Below are 18,315 nucleotides of genomic sequence, written 5' to 3' on the forward strand. Positions count from 1 at the left end.
GCGTATTGCTGACGCGAGTGAGCCGCAAGATGTTGCGGCTCTACAGGAGCGAATCGGCCGTTTTCCAGACATACCGAAAAATGGTTGCCTGACCGCCGCCCGGTGTCTCGTATTGCTCGGTACGTATGTTCTGCCCGCCCACCCGATCATAAAACTGGATAGCCGACCGGTTGGCTTCGTACACTACCAGATGAAAACCGGGATGCGTAGCCTGCGGTATTACCTGCCAGGCTGCCTCACGCATCAGGCCCAGCCCAATACCTTTCCCTTTCTGCCCCGCCGCTACGTGCAAGTTGTCGATCAGCGTACCCAACTCCGGGTCTTCGTCGAGATACAGGCAGATGAACCCGCAGAGCAGACCTTCCTTTTCCGCAACCAGAATACGCTGATTGTCGGCCGGGTTAGCTAACCGATCAGACCATACCGAGTAACGATCCTGCTCGATGTTACGGTCGAGGTAGTCATCTGTCAGAATGCCCCGGTAGGTCTGTCGCCAGCTTTGGGTGTGAAGCGCCGCAATTGCCTTTGCATCTGATAAGACAGCAAACCGGTAGGTTATCATGGTGTATAGACGCCCCGTCGATTATGCCGAAAACTCCTTTACTGCATTGATAAATACCCGCACATGATCGGGGTTAGTGTCGGGATAAACGCCGTGGCCAAGATTGGCGATATGGCGCTGTGGACCAAAGGCCGTAAGCATTTGCCGAACCTCCGCCCGAATCTGATCGGGATTAGCGTAGAGCACGCAGGGATCCAGATTGCCTTGCAGTGTTTTTCCCGGAATCAGCGCCCGCGATTCAGCAATGTCCATGTTCCAGTCAAGACCCACCACATCGCAGTTGAGCTGCCCGATAGCCTGCCGGGCGAAGAATGCCCCTTTGGCAAAGACGGTGATCGGTGTGTGGCCCACTTCAGCATCGGCCTTGATAGCGTCGCAAATTTGCTTGATGTAGGGCAACGAAAACGTATTGTACTGTTCGGGCGACAGAATACCGGCCCACGAATCGAAGAGTTGAACAAGATCGGCCCCGGCACGTACCTGCGCTTTCAGGTAAGCAATGGTGCTGTCGGTAATTTGCTGCAACAGGGTATGCGCAAAGAGGGGGTCGGTATAGAGTAGCTTCTTGGCTACAGAGAACGTCTTCGACCCTTTACCTTCTGTCATATAGCAGAAAATAGTGAACGGCGCCCCGGCAAAACCCAGCAATGGCACCCGGCCATTCAGCATCTGTTTAGTGATGCGCAGCGCTTCCAGCACGTACCCAAGGTCTTGCTCGGCATCGGCAATATGCAGACTATCGAGGTCGGCCATGGTGCGAACGGTACGCGGAAAAACGGGCCCGCGTTGTTCAACCATTTCATACGGTAGACCCATTGCTTCGGGAACAACCAGAATATCGGAGAAAATAATCGCCGCATCAACACCCAGCAAATCAACGGGTTGAACTGTTACCTCAGCCGCTAATTCGGGCGTGGTAGCCAGTTTGATAAAGCTGCCCGCTTTTTCGCGAACTGCCCGGTATTCGGCCAAAATCCGGCCCGCCTGACGCATCAGCCATATAGGTGTGCGCTCAACGGCCTCGCCCCGCGCAGCCCGGAGCACTAAATCGTTCTGTAACTTCATGCTGCAAATATCGGAAGGAATTAAGAGTTAATAGGTGAGGAGTGAAGGGCGAAGGGTGAGGAGTGAAGGGCAAAGGGTGAAGGGTGAAGGGGGCTTCGCTTGGTAACGTACCTAAGCAGAGCCCTCTTCACCAATTCACTCCTCACCCTTCGCCCCTCACTCCTCACTCCTCACCCTTCGCCCTTCACTCCTCACCCCTTCACCCCTCCCCAAGGCTTTAATATCGTTTACTTCCAAAATGCGGCGTTGTTTGCCCTGGCCAACGGTGTTTATCATAGCCCGACTTAACTGCTGTAGCGTAACCACATAGGATGGTACAATTCTACTTAGGATGGGGTATAGCCAATTAATGTACTTGTAGTAACTTTTCGTATGCTTCATGTCCGGTGTGGGATGGATATAACCCGGACGGAAATTGAATACCTGCTTAAAAGGAAGTGCCATCAAATTATTTTCGGTTTTCCCTTTCACTCTGGCCCACATGGTAATTCCCTGTTCGGTGCTGTCGGTACCCATTCCCGACACATAGCAGAACGTCATGTCGGGGTTTTGCCGGCTCAACAGTGTAGCCATGTTCATGGTTAGTGTATGGGTAAGCCTGTAATAATCAGGTTCTTTAAGGTTGACAGATGAGACACCAAGGCAAAAAAAGCAAGCGTTATACCCCTTCAATTGGCTGGCTACTGCTGAGAGGTCGTAGAAATCGGGCACAATAAGTTCCTGTAATTTAGGATGCGTCAAACCGGATGGTTTTCGGCTCACGCTCAATACTTGCTTAACCCTACTATCTTGAAGACATTCGTGTAGAACGCCTTCACCAACCATTCCTGTTGCACCGGTAACAATTGCTCTGATATTCATATGTACAAAAATACGTAGACAAATCTAGTTGGTACTATGACTTTTATACTTATATTTTTAATTTAAAGTTTACTCATTTGAATTATAATAAACTAAATTTTTTTACTTGGAAACGAGGCTTCTAGTCTGTCAATAATCAGTAACAGTAATTGCTTGTTGGGGATTATTGCTTTTCCTTTACCACGAACTATTTTTCTAATTCCCCGAATCCACCCATCTTTGCGATATATTAAAGCATACCCCTGTTTATGGAGTTGAAACGAGTTGTTGTGACGGGCCTGGGTGCCCTAACCCCCATAGGAAATACTGTCGAAGCCTTCTGGCAGGGCCTGAGTACAGGCACCAGCGGAGCCGCGCCCATCACTAAATTCGACGCGTCCCTGTTCAAAACCCGCTTCGCCTGCGAAGTGAAAGGATTCGATCCACTCAACTATTTTGATCGGAAAGAGGCCCGGAAAATGGATGGGTACGTTCACTATGCCATCGTCACGGCCGATCAGGCTATTGAAGATGCCGGTTTACTCAACGACGGAATTAATAAGGAACGCGTTGGTGTGATCTGGGCATCGGGTATTGGCGGGCTGCATAGTTTTCAGGAAGAAGTACTGGCTTATGGGGCAGGTGGAAAAATCCCACGTTTCAGCCCGTTCTTTATTCCGAAAATGATTGCCGACATGGGTGCCGGTATGATCTCGATTCGGCACGGCTTTATGGGCGTCAATTTTGCCCCGGTATCAGCCTGCGCGTCGAGTACACACGCCATGATCGATGCCTTCAACTACATTCGGTTGGGCAAAGCCGACGCCATTGTGACGGGCGGTTCCGAATACGTTATCACCGATTCGGCCCTGGGTGGATTCAGTAACATGAAAGCCCTTTCGGAGCGCAACGATGATCCTCAGCGTGCCTCACGCCCTTTCGACGCCAACCGCGATGGTTTTGTGCTGGGAGAAGGCGGCGGCGGCATTATTTTGGAAGAATACGAACATGCCAAAGCACGGGGTGCCAAAATTTACTGCGAACTCGTTGGGTCGGGCGCTACCGCCGATGCCTACCACATGACCGGCACACACCCGGAAGGTCTGGGTGCCGCCAACGCCATGCGCGAAGCACTGCGTGAGGCTGGCCTACAGCCCGAAGATGTGGATTACCTGAACGTTCACGCTACGTCGACACCCATTGGTGATGTGTCGGAAACAAAAGCCATTGTGAAGGTATTTGGCGAAAATCCTACGAATCTGAACATCAGCGCCACCAAGTCGATGACCGGTCACTTGCTGGGTGCCGCCGGGGCCATTGAAGGCGTGGCCGGTATTCTGGCCATGCAACACAACCTGATTCCGCCTACGATCAACCTCGACAATCGCGACGAGAACGTACCTGCCGGACTGAACCTGACACCCAATGTAGCACAGGCGAAGCAGGTCGACGTGGTGCTGAGTAACACGTTTGGCTTCGGTGGACACAATGCTACGGTACTGTTTAAGCGCTTCGTAGAATAGCGTACGTAATGCGTTCAAAGTTTAAGGTCCAAGACGGTCCGCCGCTGCGGTCTAACGTCAGGCTGCGCAGTAAGCGGCTCAACGTTAAACCGCAGCGGCGGACCGTCTTGGACCTTGGACTTTAAACGTTAAACTGTATTTATGAGAACCATTTTCGTCGATACCGAGCGCATTCGTGACCTGAACAGCGGGTTGGGGCAAACCTGTCTGCATGTAGGGCAGGAGTTAGTTCGGCAGCAGCCCGCCGGTACGTCGCTGACTTTTTTGGTGCCTCCAAAACAGAGCGGTGTCTTTGGCGAGCCCTCAGAAACATTGCATTACCGCGAAGCCAGTTGGCGGCATAAACTATATGGTCCCGGCCAGTTCGATGTGTGGCATAACCTCCATCAGGATGGATCTTATTGGCCCGCAAACCGGCCTGGAAAACTGATTTTAACGATCAACGATCTGAACTTCCTGGAACGGACCGATTATTCAGAGACCAAAAAACGGCGCAAACTAGCGGCTATTCAACGCCGCATAGACCGGGCGCAGGTGTTGACAACTATTTCTGATTACACCGGTACCATTGTGCGCAAGCACCTGAACGTACCTGACCGCACGCCTTTGCAAACCGTTTATATCGGCGTATCGGAGTTACCGGCTGCACCTACCGAACGACCAGCCGTATTAGCCAGCCTCGATAAGCCCTTCTTTCTGTTTCTGGGTGTATTGCACCCCAAAAAGAATATTCACGTATTGCTGGCCATTGCGCAGGCCTTTCCAGACTATATGCTGGTATTGGCAGGACGCAACGATCATTCCTACGCTCGACATCTGAGTGAGCAGGCCAATCGGCTCGGTGTTGATAACGTACTTCAAACCGGCCCCGTCGACGAATCGACCAAATCGTGGCTCTACACGCACTGCGAATCGTTTCTGTTCCCGTCGCTCAGCGAGGGATTTGGTCTGCCGGTTGTGGAAGCTATGAGCCTTGGAAAGCCGGTCTTCCTGTCGCGGTTGACCAGCCTGCCCGAGATTGGTGGCCGGGAAGCTTTCTACTTCGATTCTTTTGAGCCGGAAGCTGTGGTGGAAACCCTCAGGGCAGGTATGCGTGACTATTACGACGATCCCCTGAAAGCCCAACGCCTGCAATGGCAAGCCAACCGCTTCCGCTGGGAAAACACCGCGAAGCAGTATTGGGGGTTGTATATGGGGAAGTAGGTCTAATGTTCAACGTCTAATGTTTAAGGTTCAACAATCGTAGGCTATTAGGCAAAGCAACTTTAGACATTAGACTTTGAACATTAACCTCCCCCAAACATCCGCTGTTAAAAATCGTTAAGGGGGTGTCGGGAATCGAATTTTTCGCCGCCCGCTGCTCGTTATATCAGCAGAAGCGACAGGTCAGGACCTCTCTTAACAGACTAAACCGAAGCCTTTTTCGTCGCCGACAATTCCTACATAAAACAACTGTTTAGTACCCCAATACCATGAAAAGCAACTGGAAAGTTTTAGTGTTGATTGCCCTCCTCTCGAGCGCCGTAACACTGGGCGCGTACAACCTGCTTGGGTTTAACAAGCGGGACGTTGTATTTGCCGAATCATCAGCGGGTTCGCCCCTTAACCGGCTGGCTTCGCTGGCAGGCAACGCACCAACAACTGCCCCCGGCGATTTCGCTACAGCCGCAGAAACGGCATCGCCTACCGTAGTGCATATTCGCACAACCATGACGCGTACGGTTCGTCAACAACAAATGCCTGACATCTTCCGTGAGTTCTTTGGTGAAGAGTTCGGTGGACAGGGACAGGGCGGTGGTCGCTCACGGCGTGAGCAAGGACAGGCCTCGGGGTCCGGCGTAATTATCTCGAAAGATGGCTACATCGTTACCAACAACCACGTAGTGCAGGACGCCGACGAGGTTGAGGTAGTAATGACCGACAAGCGTAGCTTCAAGGCGAAAGTAATTGGTACCGACCCACTGACCGATCTAGCTGTGGTGAAAGTAGAAGCCAATAACCTACCCAGCATTGTGTTGGGCGATTCAGACGGCCTGAAACTGGGCGAATGGGTATTAGCCGTTGGTTATCCCCTTGATCTGGAGTCGACCGTAACGGCTGGTATCGTAAGCGCAAAAGGTCGTGGTATCGGTATTCTGAGCCGTAATCAACGTCCACAGGAGCCGGGTGCCAAGCCTGTTGATACGCCTATTGAGTCATTCATTCAGACAGATGCCGCCATCAACCCTGGTAACTCGGGCGGTGCGTTGGTAAACCTGCGTGGCGAACTGGTGGGTATCAACTCAGCCATTGCCTCAGCAACAGGTTACTACAGCGGTTATGGCTTTGCTGTTCCTGTATCGCTGGTGAAGAAAGTAACGGCCGATCTGGTGAAGTTTGGTAATGTACAACGCGGATACATTGGTATTCTGCCTCGCGAACTGGATAGCAAAATTGCGCAGGAAGTGGGCGCCAAAGTGGGCCGTGGTATCTACGTAGAAAGCGTAACCGAGAATGGTGCTGCTAAAGTGGCAGGTATCCAGAAAGGCGATGTCATCGTGAAAATGGAAGGTCAGCCTCTCGATTCAGACGCGCAGATGCGTGAGATCGTAGGTCGTCGTCGTCCGGGCGATGTGCTTAATGTAACCATCAACCGGGGGGGGACCGAACGCGAGGTGAAGCTTGAACTGCGTAACCGCAATGGGGGTCGTGATGTGATCAAGAAAGAGGAGCTGGCTTCATCGACTATGAAAGCATTGGGCGGTGAGTTTGCCAACCTCAGCGACAAAGAACGTCAGGCGTTAGGCATCAGTGCCGGTCTTGGCATTCGGGTCAACAAGATTCTGGATGGCAAACTGGCCGAAACCGAGATCGAAGAGGGCTTTATCATTGTGAAAGCCAATGGTAAAAACGTGAAGACGGTGAAAGACCTCGAAACGATTGTTGGTGGCGTAAAAGAAGGTGAAGGCTTACTGCTGATCGGTATGTACCCCAACAGCTCACGCATGATCTACTACGCGGTGCCGATGTAATGGCCTACGGCCAGTCAGTTTGGACAGTCGTATAAATAAGAAGTCCCGAGTTTGGAAAGTCGTTTTGAGGTGTTGCTTACGCAGATCACCAAAACGACTTTCCAGACTCGGGACTCTTACTTTATACGACTTTCAAGACTGACAATTGGCCGTTGTTGTGTACGCAAGCGCTGGCGCGAGCATGTGCTCGTGCCTTTTATGTCGCAAGCGTTTGCTTGCACAGTGTGAATGCGCAATACGGTAGCTGTTTCTTTGTTCGCTACTGTATTGTTTCTCTACTCCGTTGCGCTTTCGCGCTATGCAAGCGGATGCTTGCGACATAAAAGGCACGAGGAAATCCTCGCGCCAGCGCTATCCGAGCATTTGCTAGAGCAAGTATCAACGGAAAAGTCCCGAATCTGGAAAGTCGTTTATTGGCCTGCGTAAGCAACACCTTAAAACGACTTTCCAGACTCGGGACTCTTACTTTATACGACTTTCAAGACTCTAAAAAAAGACTATCCAGACTAAAAACGACTACTCGTAATAGTTCAGCACCTGATGGCCACTCTTGGCCAGCAGTTGGTCACGCTGGAAGAGAGCGATATCCGACTGCATCATGTCTTTCACCAAACCAGCCAGATCGTATTTAGGCGTCCAGTTCAGTTTGGTCATCGCCTTGGTTGGATCACCCAACAGCAGGTCAACTTCGGTAGGGCGGAAATAACGCGGATCGATCGTCATCACTTCCTTGCCTACTTCAACCGGGAATTCCGGGTTATTGGCGCTCAGAACGAATGCCTTCTCCTCGATACCTTCACCACGGAACTCCAGCTCAACGCCGATTTCCTGGAAAGCCATCTTGATGAAATCACGTACGGTTGTGGTTACACCCGTAGCGATAACGAAATCTTCAGGGGTATCCTGTTGCAGAATCAGGTACATCGCCTCAACGTAGTCTTTGGCGTGGCCCCAGTCGCGCAGAGAGTCGATGTTACCCATGAACACCTTGTCTTGCAAGCCAAGACCGATACGGGCTACCGCCCGGGTAATTTTGCGCGTTACAAACGTTTCGCCACGCAGCGGCGATTCGTGATTGAACAGAATACCGTTACAGGCATACATGTTGTAGGCCTCACGGTAGTTTACTGTAATCCAGTAACCGTACAGTTTAGCAACCGCATAGGGCGACCGTGGGTAGAACGGCGTGGTTTCTGACTGGGCGTGGCCCTGAACACCACCATACAATTCAGACGTAGACGCCTGATAAATGCGCGTTTTTTCGGTCAATCCCAACAGGCGTACAGCTTCGAGAATACGAAGTGTACCGATACCGTCGACTTGTGCCGTGTACTCGGGTTCATCGAAACTTACCCGAACGTGCGACATGGCACCGAGGTTATAAATCTCGTCGGGCTGAATTTCCTGAATGATCCGAATAATGTTCGTTGAGTCCGATAGGTCGCCGTAATGGAGTTTAAACCGAACATGCGTCTCGTGCGGATCTTCGTACATATGGTCGATCCTCTGCGTGTTGAAGAGCGAACTACGGCGCTTAATGCCGTGCACTTCATACCCTTTTTCGAGCAGCAATTCAGCCAGATAAGCTCCATCCTGCCCCGTTATGCCGGTAATCAACGCTTTTTTCATGCGATTGTAATTATTCTAAGAATTTGTAAAATTTCGTGTATCAGCCTGTAAATTTACATTAAGACGGTCATTCTCTTGCACTTATTTTATTAACAGGCCTCTTTTTACATCTACTCTATCGGGTTGTAGTTGTGCTGTAGTGAAGACAGACTTCAATTTACTAAAATATCGTTCGGCATCCATTTTCTTCATAAAGTCGCCCACCTTTAGCCGGTATGTAGGCTGTTGATAGCTCATGTAGGCGCTCAGTTCAGGAAACAACTGGTAGAGCTGAAGCTTGGCGGCATCGGCCGCAGCCCGTTCATTGCCCACATATACCTGCACCCGGTAACCCGGCGCATAGCGTACCCGGCGATTTTGCACGGCAATGGTATCCAAAATGGCATCAAGGCGTTTGTTGGCATGCAAGGCTTCAATAGGCATTACCTGACCTGAACGCTTTTGATTCTCGGCTACCCGGACCGATGGTGCCGGAGCGGGAACAGGGGAAGCGGGCTTAGTAACCGGCGGTACAAAAACGGGACGAGCCGTAGACAGGTCTTCGGAATAATCGTTATAACTCCCCGTTGTGGTTCGGCTTCCGGTAGTAGTAGCCGTGGTAGCCGGTGTACGCGCACAAGACCAGGCTCCCATAACGGTAGCACCGATCAAAAACCATTGTTTTACCAAACGCATCATAGTTGGCGGATAAAAGAGATTAGCCGACCTTGAAGAGGGTCTTGCTACAAAACTACTACTTTTGGGGCGACCATTATATTACCTATGCTGACTGTACAACGTAGCGTATCGCTGCGCCCCTATACCACCTTCGGCATCGAGGCCCAGGCTAACTATTTCGCCGATATTATCTCTGAAACTGACCTCGAAACTCTTTTTCAACTCACTGAATTCAACGAGTTGCCCAAATTGATTCTGGGTGGGGGCAGTAATCTGTTGCTGACGCAGGATTTTCCCGGCCTGGTTATTCGCCTGTCGCTGGGCGGAATCAGCGTTGTTCGGGAAGACGAATTACACCTGTATGTACAGGCAGGGGCGGGCGTTGGTTGGCACACACTGGTGATGTATTGCGTAGACAATAACTTCGCCGGCATGGAAAACCTCTCGCTCATTCCGGGTACGGTAGGGGCGGCGCCCATGCAAAACATTGGTGCCTACGGTGTAGAAATCGAACAGATTTTTGATCATCTGGAGGCCGTTCACATCGAAACAGGCGAAAAACGCCGGTTCGAGCATGCCGATTGCCAGTTCGGTTATCGCGAAAGTGTGTTCAAACACGATCTGAAAGGCCAGTACATCATTACCTCGGTCACGTTCCGGCTCAACAAAACGCCTACTTTTCATACGCGATATGGAGCCATCAGCGAAACGCTGACCGAAATGGGCATCACCGACGAAACCATGAGCATCAAAGCCATCAGCGACGCGGTGATTCATATTCGGCGTAGCAAACTGCCCGACCCGGCCGAGATTGGCAACGCGGGCAGCTTCTTCAAAAACCCGGAAATTTCAGCCGACCAGTTCGATCAGTTAAAAACAACGTACCCAGCCCTGCCCGGTTACCCTATGGCTTCCGGCACCGTGAAAGTACCGGCTGGCTGGCTTATTGAGCAAGCGGGCTGGAAAGGTTACCGAACGGGCGACGCGGGCGTTCATGCCAAACAGGCGCTTGTACTAGTCAACTACGGCCGTGCCACCGGTCACGAGATTCTGGCCCTCGCCCATCAGGTGCAAGCCTCTGTACAGGAAAAATTTGGCATCACGATCAATCCGGAGGTGAATGTGATCTGAAAGTCCAAAGTCTAAGGGTCCAAAGTTCAAAGTCGCGCTGCTATATCACCTTTGTGTAAATGTAGCAGCGCGACTTTGAACTTTGGACCCTTAGACTTTGAACTTAAAAACAAAGCGATGCAGCCCCCAGCAGGCCGGCGTCGTTGCCGAGGGTGGCTTTCGTTACCGTCAGGCCGTCTTTGTAGTAGGGGGTAAGCCAGTAGTCGAGTTCTTTTTGAACGGCGGGCATGATGTAGTCGAACGATGCCGACAGACCACCACCAATCAGAATCTGTTTGATGTCGAGAATACGAATCAGCGATACCAGGCCTTCACCCAGCATTTCGCCCACTTCGCCCCAAACGGCCAGCGCCAGCTTGTCGCCTTCGGCCGCCGCGGCTACCAGACCCGTTGTTGAGATACTGCCGTCGCCGGGTAGCGTGGTTTGTCCTTTGAAGCTAGCCCGGCGTTCGTTGGCCAGATCGAGCAATTCTTTTTTGCCGATGTTGCGCTCCAGCACCTTCCCGTTCCGCGACGGAATGTGGCCCGGCTCCATGGCATTGCCATCACCGCCAACAAATACTTTTTTGTTAATAATGGCCGCTCCGCCTACGCCCGTGCCCAGCGTGATGAAAATATAATTCTCATCGTTCATGTCTTCCACAAAATAGAATTCGCCGAGGGCTGCCGCATTGGCATCATTTTCCAGAAAAAACTCCACATCAGGAAAGCGTCTGTTCAGAATGTCGACCATCGGAACGCCATTCAACTCGGGAATAGCCGTGATTTCGAGCGGTGTTGTTCGGTCGCGGTTAATCATGCCCGGTAATCCGATACCCACTTTGGTCACCTCTTTATTGGCATACAGTTGCACGGCAATGGCGTCGGCAAACTGATCCATGAAGTGTCCCGATTGCCGCCAGCTATCGGTGTCGTGGCTGTAGAAATTGGTGATTTTACCCGTTTTAGCGTCGACCACGCCCATTTTAACGTTCGTGCCGCCCACGTCGATACCCAGATACTGCGCTGAACCCATTGTATTTGTGAAGAATTAAAAAGTGAAAATCGGGACCCCACCCCCGGCCCCTCCCCTTAAAACAAGGGGAGGGGAGGGGCTGGGGGTGGGGTTATGCCACGAAGTTACGGAAGGGTTAAATTTTTCAATACCTAAGATGCTATAGTATGTAATAGAATTGTACATTTGGCGCTATGACAAATACCACTCAACACGTATTGAAAGGAAGCCTCTCGGTGATTATTCTCAAACTGCTCGAAGACCGCGACCGGATGTACGGCTACGAAATTACGCAACAGGTAAAAGCCCTGACAGCCGGTGAAATGGTCATTACGGAAGGAGCCCTCTATCCGTCGCTACACAAGCTGGAAGCCGAGGGCCTGCTCACCGCCGAAACCGAGGTGGTCGACGGGCGGGCGCGTAAATATTATTCGCTCACCAAAACCGGCCATCAGCAAACCGTTAGTCGGGTGTCGGAACTACGCACGTTTATGGAGAACCTGAACACCATTCTGAACCTGAAACCGGCTCTCTGACGATGACAGACGCGCAGGAATCATACCTGAGCCAATTTCTGGCGGCTTACGAAAAACGGGTCAGCAAACCTGTTCTGGACGAGGTAGGTGACCACTACCACGCGGCCATCGTCACCGCCATGACCAACGGCAGTTCGTTCGACAAAGCCCTGACCGATACGCACGAGGCTTTTGGCCGGGCAGATGGTATTCTGGCGCTGGAGGCCCCCTTCCAGAAAAGTCTGGTCATCCGTCATCGGGATGGGGTAGAGCAAACACTGGGTACGTTCCTGAGAGGTAAAAAGCTATTGATAGCGCTGGGCTTATTCCTGTACATCCTCTGGAAAAACAGCACCTATTCATCGTCATTTTTTCTAGCCGATGTGGCCATACTAGGTGTATTGCTGTTGGCTATTCATTGCTTATCGTATCACACCGAACAAACCATAGTTCGGGCTAACTGGAATTGGCTATTAACCGCCGCTTGCCTCGGCACAGAAACAGTTTACCTATTGAATAAAGGGCGCATTATAACGTACCTACAGGCCACTGGTAGCTGGGTGCCTATGGCTGGTTGGTCGGCGTTTCAGACCCTGTTGCTACTCGTACTCTGGGCCAATTTTACACAAAAGCGGTCACCCTATCTCAAACGAACAGACACCTTACTGACGAGCTAGACAAACTGCTAACTACGATCAGCTAATTATCCACCGACCATGTCCCTTTCCACGAAACAACTCGCTGAACTGCGCCACGACATTACCTCGCTGGCCGACATCAAGTACGATCATCTGACCGACGAACTGCTGGACCATTACGCCACACTGACAGAGGAAAACATGGCAACCGGCCTGTCTTTCTACGAAGCCAGCACAGCCGCATTTCTGGCGATGGGAAACGGTGAGGGTATCCGACGAATTCAGGTTAAATACGAGATAGAAACAAAGAGGCAGGTGAAAAAACGTCATTTGGCTATCCTGAAAAGTTTTCTGCGCTGGCCAACGGTGGTAACTACCTTGTTGGTAGGTACGCTATTTATAAGCTTGTACGTCAACCTACCAACTAACTATGCCAGAGGACTATCTGTATTTGTACTGGCATCACCCATTATTTTCGTGTTGGGGGCTTATGTTTTCTATTGTCAAAGAAAGAACAGTCGCGATAAGATTGCCTGGGAGTATTTGACTGAATGGATTCAATTACCCAATCTCACACTCCAGTGCTTGAATTTAACTAACAGTATGTCAGATGATAAGTCGTTTATGAATTCTCTGACTGGCCAGGGTATTCAGTTCTGCTTTGCATTAATTACACTAGCCTTAACAATCAGCCTCGTCCAGCTTACCCGCGAAACGGTGTATTACAAGCCGAATTTTCAGCGGTGATAACAAGCTGCATATTATACGTCTATCCAACACACTTATAAAAAGCATTTTCGTCCTTCAAGACCATGTCTCTATCCACGAAACAACTTGCCGAGCTACGTCATGACATCACCTCGCTGGCCGACATCAAATACGATCATCTGACCGACGAACTGCTTGATCATTACGCCACGCTGACAGAAGAAAACATGGCTACCGGCCTGTCTTTCTACGAAGCCAGCACAGCCGCATTTCTGGCGATGGGAAACGGTGGCGGCATTCAACAGATTCAAGACGATTATGAAGAGGCGACGCGTGAGCAGGTGAAAGCACGCTATAGGGAAATTGTGAGAGGGCATTTTCACTGGCCAACAGTGGTGACCACCTTAATAGTAGGTACGTTGCTACTTTATATTCAGCTTTTTGCCTTACCGGCAAATCTGTCAAAAATACTCCGTATGGCAATGTCCATTTCGCCAGTTATCGTCATTGCGGCTGCCTGGATACCCTATCTACGGAAGAAAGATAGTCGACACAGACTTACATGGGAGTTTATTACCGAAAATGGGCATTGGCCGATCAACGTACTTAACGGATACTGCTTGGCTTCGAATGCATACGACTTCAGCCTACCCTATTCTATTGATGTAGTAATTATTACGGTGATTGTTACCGCGATCTTATTTCAATCTGTCTGCTTGGCTCAGCTTACGCGAGAAACGTTTTATTTCAAACCGAATTTCCAGCGGTAGATGCGGCTGTGGTCAGGTACGTTGCTGACGCGTAATGATTGCTGACGCGGGTGAATTGCTGACGCGCGTGTAGAGACCGGTCCGCCGGTGCGGCAAAATCTTGCCGCACCGGCGGACCGGTCTCTACGGACCCGAATGGCCACGGCCACACGGTTTTTACGCCAACAATCCTTCCAAATCGATCTCTTCTGAAGGGGTAATGTCGGCGCTGAGGACGCGTTGCATGTAGGCGAGGGGTTCCTGCGTGTTGGCGGCTGAACCCGATGCTACACAATCGGGGGGAATGATTAGCTTCAGGTCGCGCATGTAGGCGTCGATGGCCGAGAACAGGATGCATACGTCGGCGGCGATGCCCGTCATAATCAGCGTTTTTGATTGCAAATAGGCAAGTAGCGTTTCAAACGTGGTGGCGTAAAAAATGGAGTGCTTGGGTTTCAAAACTACATAATCATCGTCGGCGGGACGGAGACGTTCGGCAATGGGTCTGCCTCGCACATCGCTGGTGAGGCAGTGCGCTAGCAGGTCGTCGAAGTTGGAGCGCCATTTGCCAAAATTATCGTTGATGTACACAACGGGAACCCCCGCCGCTTTGGCCCGCTGTTTTAAGGCCGCAATCTGATGGGCTGCTGCCAGGGTGGGCTCAAAGAAAGCGGGCCCTTCAGGAAATTCCAGGTCATTGATCATGTCGATGATCAATAAGGCTACGGGAGACGAATCGGGGGCATTGCCGTGCAGATCGTCGCTTGTATGGTTCATAACGTAGTGGTTGTTGGGACACGGAAATAGTCAGCCAACATATAACAAAACCGCGACCGGATAGATTGACATTGTGCCTTACCGGACGTAAAACGGGCAACGGCGGGCTGCACAGGAAAATCCTGCACAGCCCGCCGTTGCCCGTTTTTGGGTAATGGAGACGTACCTACACTTTGGTTAAACTCAGCGTTACAGTAGCCGTATCGTTCTTGTTGTCGCCATCAAAATCTTCAGTGATAGACTGCGCTAATTTCAAGGTGTTTCCACTGATGGTTACGTCGAACACGTTTACGTCGGTGCCTTCTGTTACGGTTAGTTTGTTGCCTGCCAACACCCATGTCGACTCATTGGCCACAAAGCTGGCATCGACGCTGCTACAGGCCGAGGTTGTTGTCGACGTTATCTTGCCATTAGCGTTAAAAGTCACCGTTACGGCTTTGAAACAATCGACAAACGGCTGCCCCAAAAACGCTTTATAAAAGTCCAGCAAATCATTTGTCTTTGTGCCTGATCCAATCAGGTCGAAGGCCGGATCGATGGTGTAGGCCGATACTTTCCAGGAGCCCTGAATGGCACTCGCGCTGGGGGTAATATCGGTGTCTTTTTTGCTACAAGCACCCAGCCAGAATGGAATAGCCAACAAAAGTGCCCAGGATAGTTGGCGCGTAGAGAATGTGCGATTTTTCAAAATTTGACGGTGTATAGTGAAGCTCAAACATACCTCCAACTTTGTTCCGTTTCACAAATAAGCTTACAAAATATACTTACTGTTTATCGAAAGGTAAGTTGGTTTATACTTTAATGATAATTCGACGTTTATACATCACCCATAAAATGCCAGCCCAGATGGCGACCAGCGTAAGCGCCCCGGCTAGCGAGGCCATTTTAGGGTCGCTGAAAGGAGGGGCAATAAACCCGTTGTAGAGGTATTGGGTCAGGCTAACTGTTGCCGTACTGTCTTCAGGATTTGGCAGTCGTATCAGGGTCATGATGCGCGGAATCAGGCCCGACAAGAAGAAAACGGTGATAGGGTTCACGCCAAACGCCACCAGCACGCCATTCCAGCGAAACCCTTTTCGAACGTCGATCAGGTAGTAGAAAATGGCCAGTCCGCACATCGCCAGTCCGCCCGCCAATAGCACGTAGGTGCTTGTCCATAACGCTTTGTTGATTGGGAAGAGCGGATCGAGTAACGTACCTAGCACGGCGAGTGCTACCCCGGCCAGAAACAGAAAAAGCGCTTTCTGACTCTCGCGAACCGCCGATCCGTAGTGATGAGTCCGTAGCCAGTGACCGGCCAGCACGCCCAACAGGGCCGTAGCTATCGCCGGAAACGTACTCAGCAACCCCTCGGGGTCCCACACTTTGGCCGGGCGGTACACATGGTCGGGGGTCAGTACCGTAAAATCAACCCAGGCGGCGAGGTTGGTTTCGGGTTCCAGATTCGCGTAGCCGATGCCCGGTACGGGTATGCCGGTCATCATCAGGTAGTAGCTGACCATGATTAACACGGCAATGATGAGTTGCTGCGGCGGCGTGGTGCGTCGGTAAATTAACGCACAGGCAATGTAGACCAGCCCAATACGCTGCAAAACGCCCATGATACGTACATTGCCGAAGTCGAACCGGGGAAACAGGTTCAGGAAAAGCCCAAGCGCAAACAGCATCAGTCCGCGTTTGATGATTTTGGCCACCACACCCGGCGTAGCGTCGACCTGCCCATAAAGGCCATAGGCTGGTTTTAGGGCGAAGGTGATAGAGACGCCGACGATGAACAGGAAAAAGGGGAAAATCAGATCGGTGGGTGTCCAGCCATGCCATGCGGCGTGACGGAGCGGAGCGTACAGGTTGCCCCAGTCGCCTGGATTATTGACCATAATCATGGCTGCCACGGTAAGGCCGCGAAAAGCATCGAGAGAGCGAAGGCGCATAGTGTGTGATTGGTACGCGGATGATAATGGGATTTAAAACGATCAACGCGGATTAATATGGGTACGCGGATCTCACGGATTAAAAGGGATTTGCGCGGATGATAATGGGTACACGGATTTTACAGATTAAAAGGGATTTGCGCGGATTTTTTGATTAAAACAGATTGGCTCTGCTCAGGCTACGAATCCGCTTAAATCTACAATCTGTGCGGTCCGCCGCTGCGTGAATCGTTTTAAATCCCTTTAATCCGCGTACCCATCTATTCCGCTTAAATCCAAAAATCTGTGTCAATCCTTTTTAATCTGCGAGATCCGTGTACCATTGTTCATGCAAGATGTTGATTTTTGCTGAAGGAACATCGACCAACGTTTTTACCCCCTTATGTCAACACCCCTTCGCATTGCGCTAATTGGCCCCGGAAAGGTAGCGCACCTTCACGCCCGCGCTACGCAGCAAACGCCCGATGTGCAACTGGTAGCCGTTTGTGGCCGGAACGAACAAAAAACCGCCGATTTTGCTGGTGTCTATGGCATCAAGCCCTATACTAATGTAAATGAGATGGTTACTGGCGAAGGCATCGACGTTTGCGTGGTGCTGACCCCGCACCCCAATCACCGCGAGCCAACCATTGCCGCGCTGGAAGCAGGTGCCAACGTGCTGGTTGAAAAGCCATTGGCCGCGTCGCTCGACGATTGCGACGCCATGATTGCTACGGCCGAACGTACCCAGAAACTCCTGAGTGTGGTCAGTCAGCGTCGGTTCTACGCGCCCTGTCAGCGGATTCGGCAGGCGATCGACGCCGGTAAGATCGGGGTTCCGGCCCTGGGCATGGTGCAAATGCTTGGCTGGCGCGACGAGGCCTACTACGGTAGCGATCCGTGGCGCGGCTCGTGGGCGCATGAAGGCGGTGGCGTACTCGTGAACCAGGCCCCGCATCAGCTCGATCTGTTGCTTTGGTACATGGGCGAGGTCGATTCAGTATACGGCGTTTGGCGCAACGTGAATCACCCCTATATCGAGGTAGAAGATACGGCGGCGGCCATCATTCAATTCAAAAACGGGGGTATTGGCAACATCGTCGCCAGTAATAGTCAGAAACCGGGCCTCTACGGGAAGGTGCATATTCACGGCCAAAATGGCGCTACGGTTGGCGTTCAGACCGATGGCGGCAGCATGTTTATTGCCGGTCGGTCGGGCATTCAGGACCCGCCCATCAATGACCTATGGACTATTGAAGGCGAATCCGATCAGCTAGCTACATTCCAGGCCGAAGACCACGCCTTTTTCGGTCAAACCGATGCCCTCACCTACTATTTCGCGCAACAACTCGCCGATTTCTGTCAGGCGATACGTACCCAGACCCAACCCGCCATTACGGCCCACGACGGTCGCCGGGTAGTAGAACTGTTCCAGGCCATCTACGAATCGAACCGGACGGGGAAGGCGGCGAAGATCAAGTAAAGTCCAACGTCTAAAAGTTCAAAGTCCAAGGTCGCGTTGCTCATCAACCATTTTGTGGTATAGCAGCGCGACTTTTGACTTTGAACATTAGACGTTGGACTTCAGAAAAGCCGTAGCCTCAAC

Annotated in this window: 18 protein-coding genes; 9 read left to right on the forward strand and 9 right to left on the reverse strand. The window is 51.4% G+C overall.

Annotated elements, in window-relative coordinates:
- Positions 1-40: 40 nt before the first annotated feature.
- From ACAW87_RS14605 to ACAW87_RS14615, 3 genes are all read right to left on the reverse strand, one after another.
- Entirely contained in the window at positions 41-562 is a 522-nt protein-coding gene (locus ACAW87_RS14605) for a GNAT family N-acetyltransferase (protein ID WP_370724148.1), read from the reverse strand.
- Between the two features lie 21 nt (positions 563-583).
- Positions 584-1,627, reverse strand: coding sequence for a uroporphyrinogen decarboxylase (gene hemE, locus ACAW87_RS14610; protein WP_370724149.1), 1,044 nt, complete (start codon positions 1,625-1,627; stop codon positions 584-586).
- A gap of 156 nt (positions 1,628-1,783) precedes the next feature.
- Entirely contained in the window at positions 1,784-2,488 is a 705-nt protein-coding gene (locus ACAW87_RS14615) for an NAD-dependent epimerase/dehydratase family protein (protein WP_370724150.1), read from the reverse strand.
- Positions 2,489-2,736: 248 nt separating this feature from the next.
- Here ACAW87_RS14615 and fabF point away from each other — a divergent pair, with 248 nt between their 5' ends.
- The 3 genes from fabF to ACAW87_RS14630 all read left to right on the forward strand — a co-directional run bounded on the left by fabF (position 2,737) and on the right by ACAW87_RS14630 (position 7,001).
- On the forward strand, positions 2,737-3,990 hold the full coding sequence (fabF, locus tag ACAW87_RS14620; RefSeq protein WP_370724151.1) for a beta-ketoacyl-ACP synthase II: 1,254 nt from the start codon (positions 2,737-2,739) through the stop codon (positions 3,988-3,990).
- Between the two features lie 141 nt (positions 3,991-4,131).
- Positions 4,132-5,193, forward strand: a complete 1,062-nt coding sequence (locus ACAW87_RS14625) for a glycosyltransferase family 4 protein (RefSeq protein WP_370724152.1) — start codon at positions 4,132-4,134, stop codon at positions 5,191-5,193.
- A gap of 269 nt (positions 5,194-5,462) precedes the next feature.
- Complete coding sequence (locus tag ACAW87_RS14630) at positions 5,463-7,001, forward strand: Do family serine endopeptidase (RefSeq protein WP_370724153.1); 1,539 nt, start codon at positions 5,463-5,465, stop codon at positions 6,999-7,001.
- A 516-nt stretch (positions 7,002-7,517) separates the two neighbouring features.
- Here the strand turns inward: ACAW87_RS14630 and gmd are convergent.
- Entirely contained in the window at positions 7,518-8,630 is a 1,113-nt protein-coding gene (gene gmd / locus ACAW87_RS14635; RefSeq protein WP_370724154.1) for a GDP-mannose 4,6-dehydratase, read from the reverse strand.
- An 81-nt stretch (positions 8,631-8,711) separates the two neighbouring features.
- On the reverse strand, positions 8,712-9,308 hold the full coding sequence (locus ACAW87_RS14640; protein WP_370724155.1) for an SPOR domain-containing protein: 597 nt from the start codon (positions 9,306-9,308) through the stop codon (positions 8,712-8,714).
- An 84-nt stretch (positions 9,309-9,392) separates the two neighbouring features.
- Between ACAW87_RS14640 and murB the strand changes: the two genes are divergently transcribed.
- The gene (murB, locus tag ACAW87_RS14645; protein WP_370724156.1) at positions 9,393-10,418 is read left to right on the forward strand and encodes a UDP-N-acetylmuramate dehydrogenase; all 1,026 of its coding nucleotides are present in this window, start codon (positions 9,393-9,395) and stop codon (positions 10,416-10,418) included.
- Positions 10,419-10,521: 103 nt separating this feature from the next.
- Here murB and ACAW87_RS14650 read toward each other — a convergent pair whose 3' ends face one another.
- Positions 10,522-11,433 carry an ROK family protein gene (locus ACAW87_RS14650; RefSeq protein WP_370724157.1) on the reverse strand — a complete coding sequence of 304 codons (912 nt, stop codon included), beginning with the start codon at positions 11,431-11,433 and terminating at the stop codon, positions 10,522-10,524.
- Positions 11,434-11,606: 173 nt separating this feature from the next.
- Between ACAW87_RS14650 and ACAW87_RS14655 the strand changes: the two genes are divergently transcribed.
- From ACAW87_RS14655 to ACAW87_RS14670, 4 genes are all read left to right on the forward strand, one after another.
- The gene (locus tag ACAW87_RS14655) at positions 11,607-11,948 is read left to right on the forward strand and encodes a PadR family transcriptional regulator (RefSeq protein ID WP_370724158.1); all 342 of its coding nucleotides are present in this window, start codon (positions 11,607-11,609) and stop codon (positions 11,946-11,948) included.
- 2 nt (positions 11,949-11,950) lie between these two features.
- Positions 11,951-12,604 carry a hypothetical protein gene (locus tag ACAW87_RS14660; protein WP_370724159.1) on the forward strand — a complete coding sequence of 218 codons (654 nt, stop codon included), beginning with the start codon at positions 11,951-11,953 and terminating at the stop codon, positions 12,602-12,604.
- A gap of 39 nt (positions 12,605-12,643) precedes the next feature.
- A complete protein-coding gene (locus ACAW87_RS14665; protein WP_370724160.1) occupies positions 12,644-13,312 on the forward strand; it encodes a hypothetical protein in 669 nt (222 codons plus the stop codon).
- A gap of 65 nt (positions 13,313-13,377) precedes the next feature.
- Positions 13,378-14,043 carry a hypothetical protein gene (locus ACAW87_RS14670; RefSeq protein ID WP_370724161.1) on the forward strand — a complete coding sequence of 222 codons (666 nt, stop codon included), beginning with the start codon at positions 13,378-13,380 and terminating at the stop codon, positions 14,041-14,043.
- Positions 14,044-14,199: 156 nt separating this feature from the next.
- Here the strand turns inward: ACAW87_RS14670 and ACAW87_RS14675 are convergent, their stop codons facing one another.
- The 3 genes from ACAW87_RS14675 to ACAW87_RS14685 all read right to left on the reverse strand — a co-directional run bounded on the left by ACAW87_RS14675 (position 14,200) and on the right by ACAW87_RS14685 (position 16,730).
- Positions 14,200-14,799, reverse strand: a complete 600-nt coding sequence (locus tag ACAW87_RS14675) for a cysteine hydrolase family protein (RefSeq protein WP_370724163.1) — start codon at positions 14,797-14,799, stop codon at positions 14,200-14,202.
- A gap of 166 nt (positions 14,800-14,965) precedes the next feature.
- Positions 14,966-15,487 (reverse strand): lipocalin-like domain-containing protein, encoded by a 522-nt coding sequence (locus ACAW87_RS14680; RefSeq protein WP_370724165.1) that lies wholly within the window; start codon positions 15,485-15,487, stop codon positions 14,966-14,968.
- Between the two features lie 103 nt (positions 15,488-15,590).
- Entirely contained in the window at positions 15,591-16,730 is a 1,140-nt protein-coding gene (locus tag ACAW87_RS14685) for an acyltransferase family protein (RefSeq protein WP_370724167.1), read from the reverse strand.
- Positions 16,731-17,112: 382 nt separating this feature from the next.
- Between ACAW87_RS14685 and ACAW87_RS14690 the strand changes: the two genes are divergently transcribed.
- Complete coding sequence (locus tag ACAW87_RS14690; protein WP_370724169.1) at positions 17,113-18,192, forward strand: Gfo/Idh/MocA family protein; 1,080 nt, start codon at positions 17,113-17,115, stop codon at positions 18,190-18,192.
- Positions 18,193-18,315 lie beyond the last annotated feature (123 nt).

It is taken from the genome of Fibrella aquatica, from assembly GCF_041321135.1.
Classification (GTDB): domain Bacteria; phylum Bacteroidota; class Bacteroidia; order Cytophagales; family Spirosomataceae; genus Fibrella; species Fibrella aquatica.

Coding starts and splice junctions, on each gene's coding strand:
- ACAW87_RS14605 (WP_370724148.1), bottom strand. CDS start 562: ATGATAACCTACCGGTTTGCTGTCTTATCAGATGCAAAGGCAATTGCG.
- hemE (WP_370724149.1), bottom strand. CDS start 1,627: ATGAAGTTACAGAACGATTTAGTGCTCCGGGCTGCGCGGGGCGAGGCC.
- ACAW87_RS14615 (WP_370724150.1), bottom strand. CDS start 2,488: ATGAATATCAGAGCAATTGTTACCGGTGCAACAGGAATGGTTGGTGAA.
- fabF (WP_370724151.1), top strand. CDS start 2,737: ATGGAGTTGAAACGAGTTGTTGTGACGGGCCTGGGTGCCCTAACCCCC.
- ACAW87_RS14625 (WP_370724152.1), top strand. CDS start 4,132: ATGAGAACCATTTTCGTCGATACCGAGCGCATTCGTGACCTGAACAGC.
- ACAW87_RS14630 (WP_370724153.1), top strand. CDS start 5,463: ATGAAAAGCAACTGGAAAGTTTTAGTGTTGATTGCCCTCCTCTCGAGC.
- gmd (WP_370724154.1), bottom strand. CDS start 8,630: ATGAAAAAAGCGTTGATTACCGGCATAACGGGGCAGGATGGAGCTTAT.
- ACAW87_RS14640 (WP_370724155.1), bottom strand. CDS start 9,308: ATGATGCGTTTGGTAAAACAATGGTTTTTGATCGGTGCTACCGTTATG.
- murB (WP_370724156.1), top strand. CDS start 9,393: ATGCTGACTGTACAACGTAGCGTATCGCTGCGCCCCTATACCACCTTC.
- ACAW87_RS14650 (WP_370724157.1), bottom strand. CDS start 11,433: ATGGGTTCAGCGCAGTATCTGGGTATCGACGTGGGCGGCACGAACGTT.
- ACAW87_RS14655 (WP_370724158.1), top strand. CDS start 11,607: ATGACAAATACCACTCAACACGTATTGAAAGGAAGCCTCTCGGTGATT.
- ACAW87_RS14660 (WP_370724159.1), top strand. CDS start 11,951: ATGACAGACGCGCAGGAATCATACCTGAGCCAATTTCTGGCGGCTTAC.
- ACAW87_RS14665 (WP_370724160.1), top strand. CDS start 12,644: ATGTCCCTTTCCACGAAACAACTCGCTGAACTGCGCCACGACATTACC.
- ACAW87_RS14670 (WP_370724161.1), top strand. CDS start 13,378: ATGTCTCTATCCACGAAACAACTTGCCGAGCTACGTCATGACATCACC.
- ACAW87_RS14675 (WP_370724163.1), bottom strand. CDS start 14,799: ATGAACCATACAAGCGACGATCTGCACGGCAATGCCCCCGATTCGTCT.
- ACAW87_RS14685 (WP_370724167.1), bottom strand. CDS start 16,730: ATGCGCCTTCGCTCTCTCGATGCTTTTCGCGGCCTTACCGTGGCAGCC.
- ACAW87_RS14690 (WP_370724169.1), top strand. CDS start 17,113: ATGTCAACACCCCTTCGCATTGCGCTAATTGGCCCCGGAAAGGTAGCG.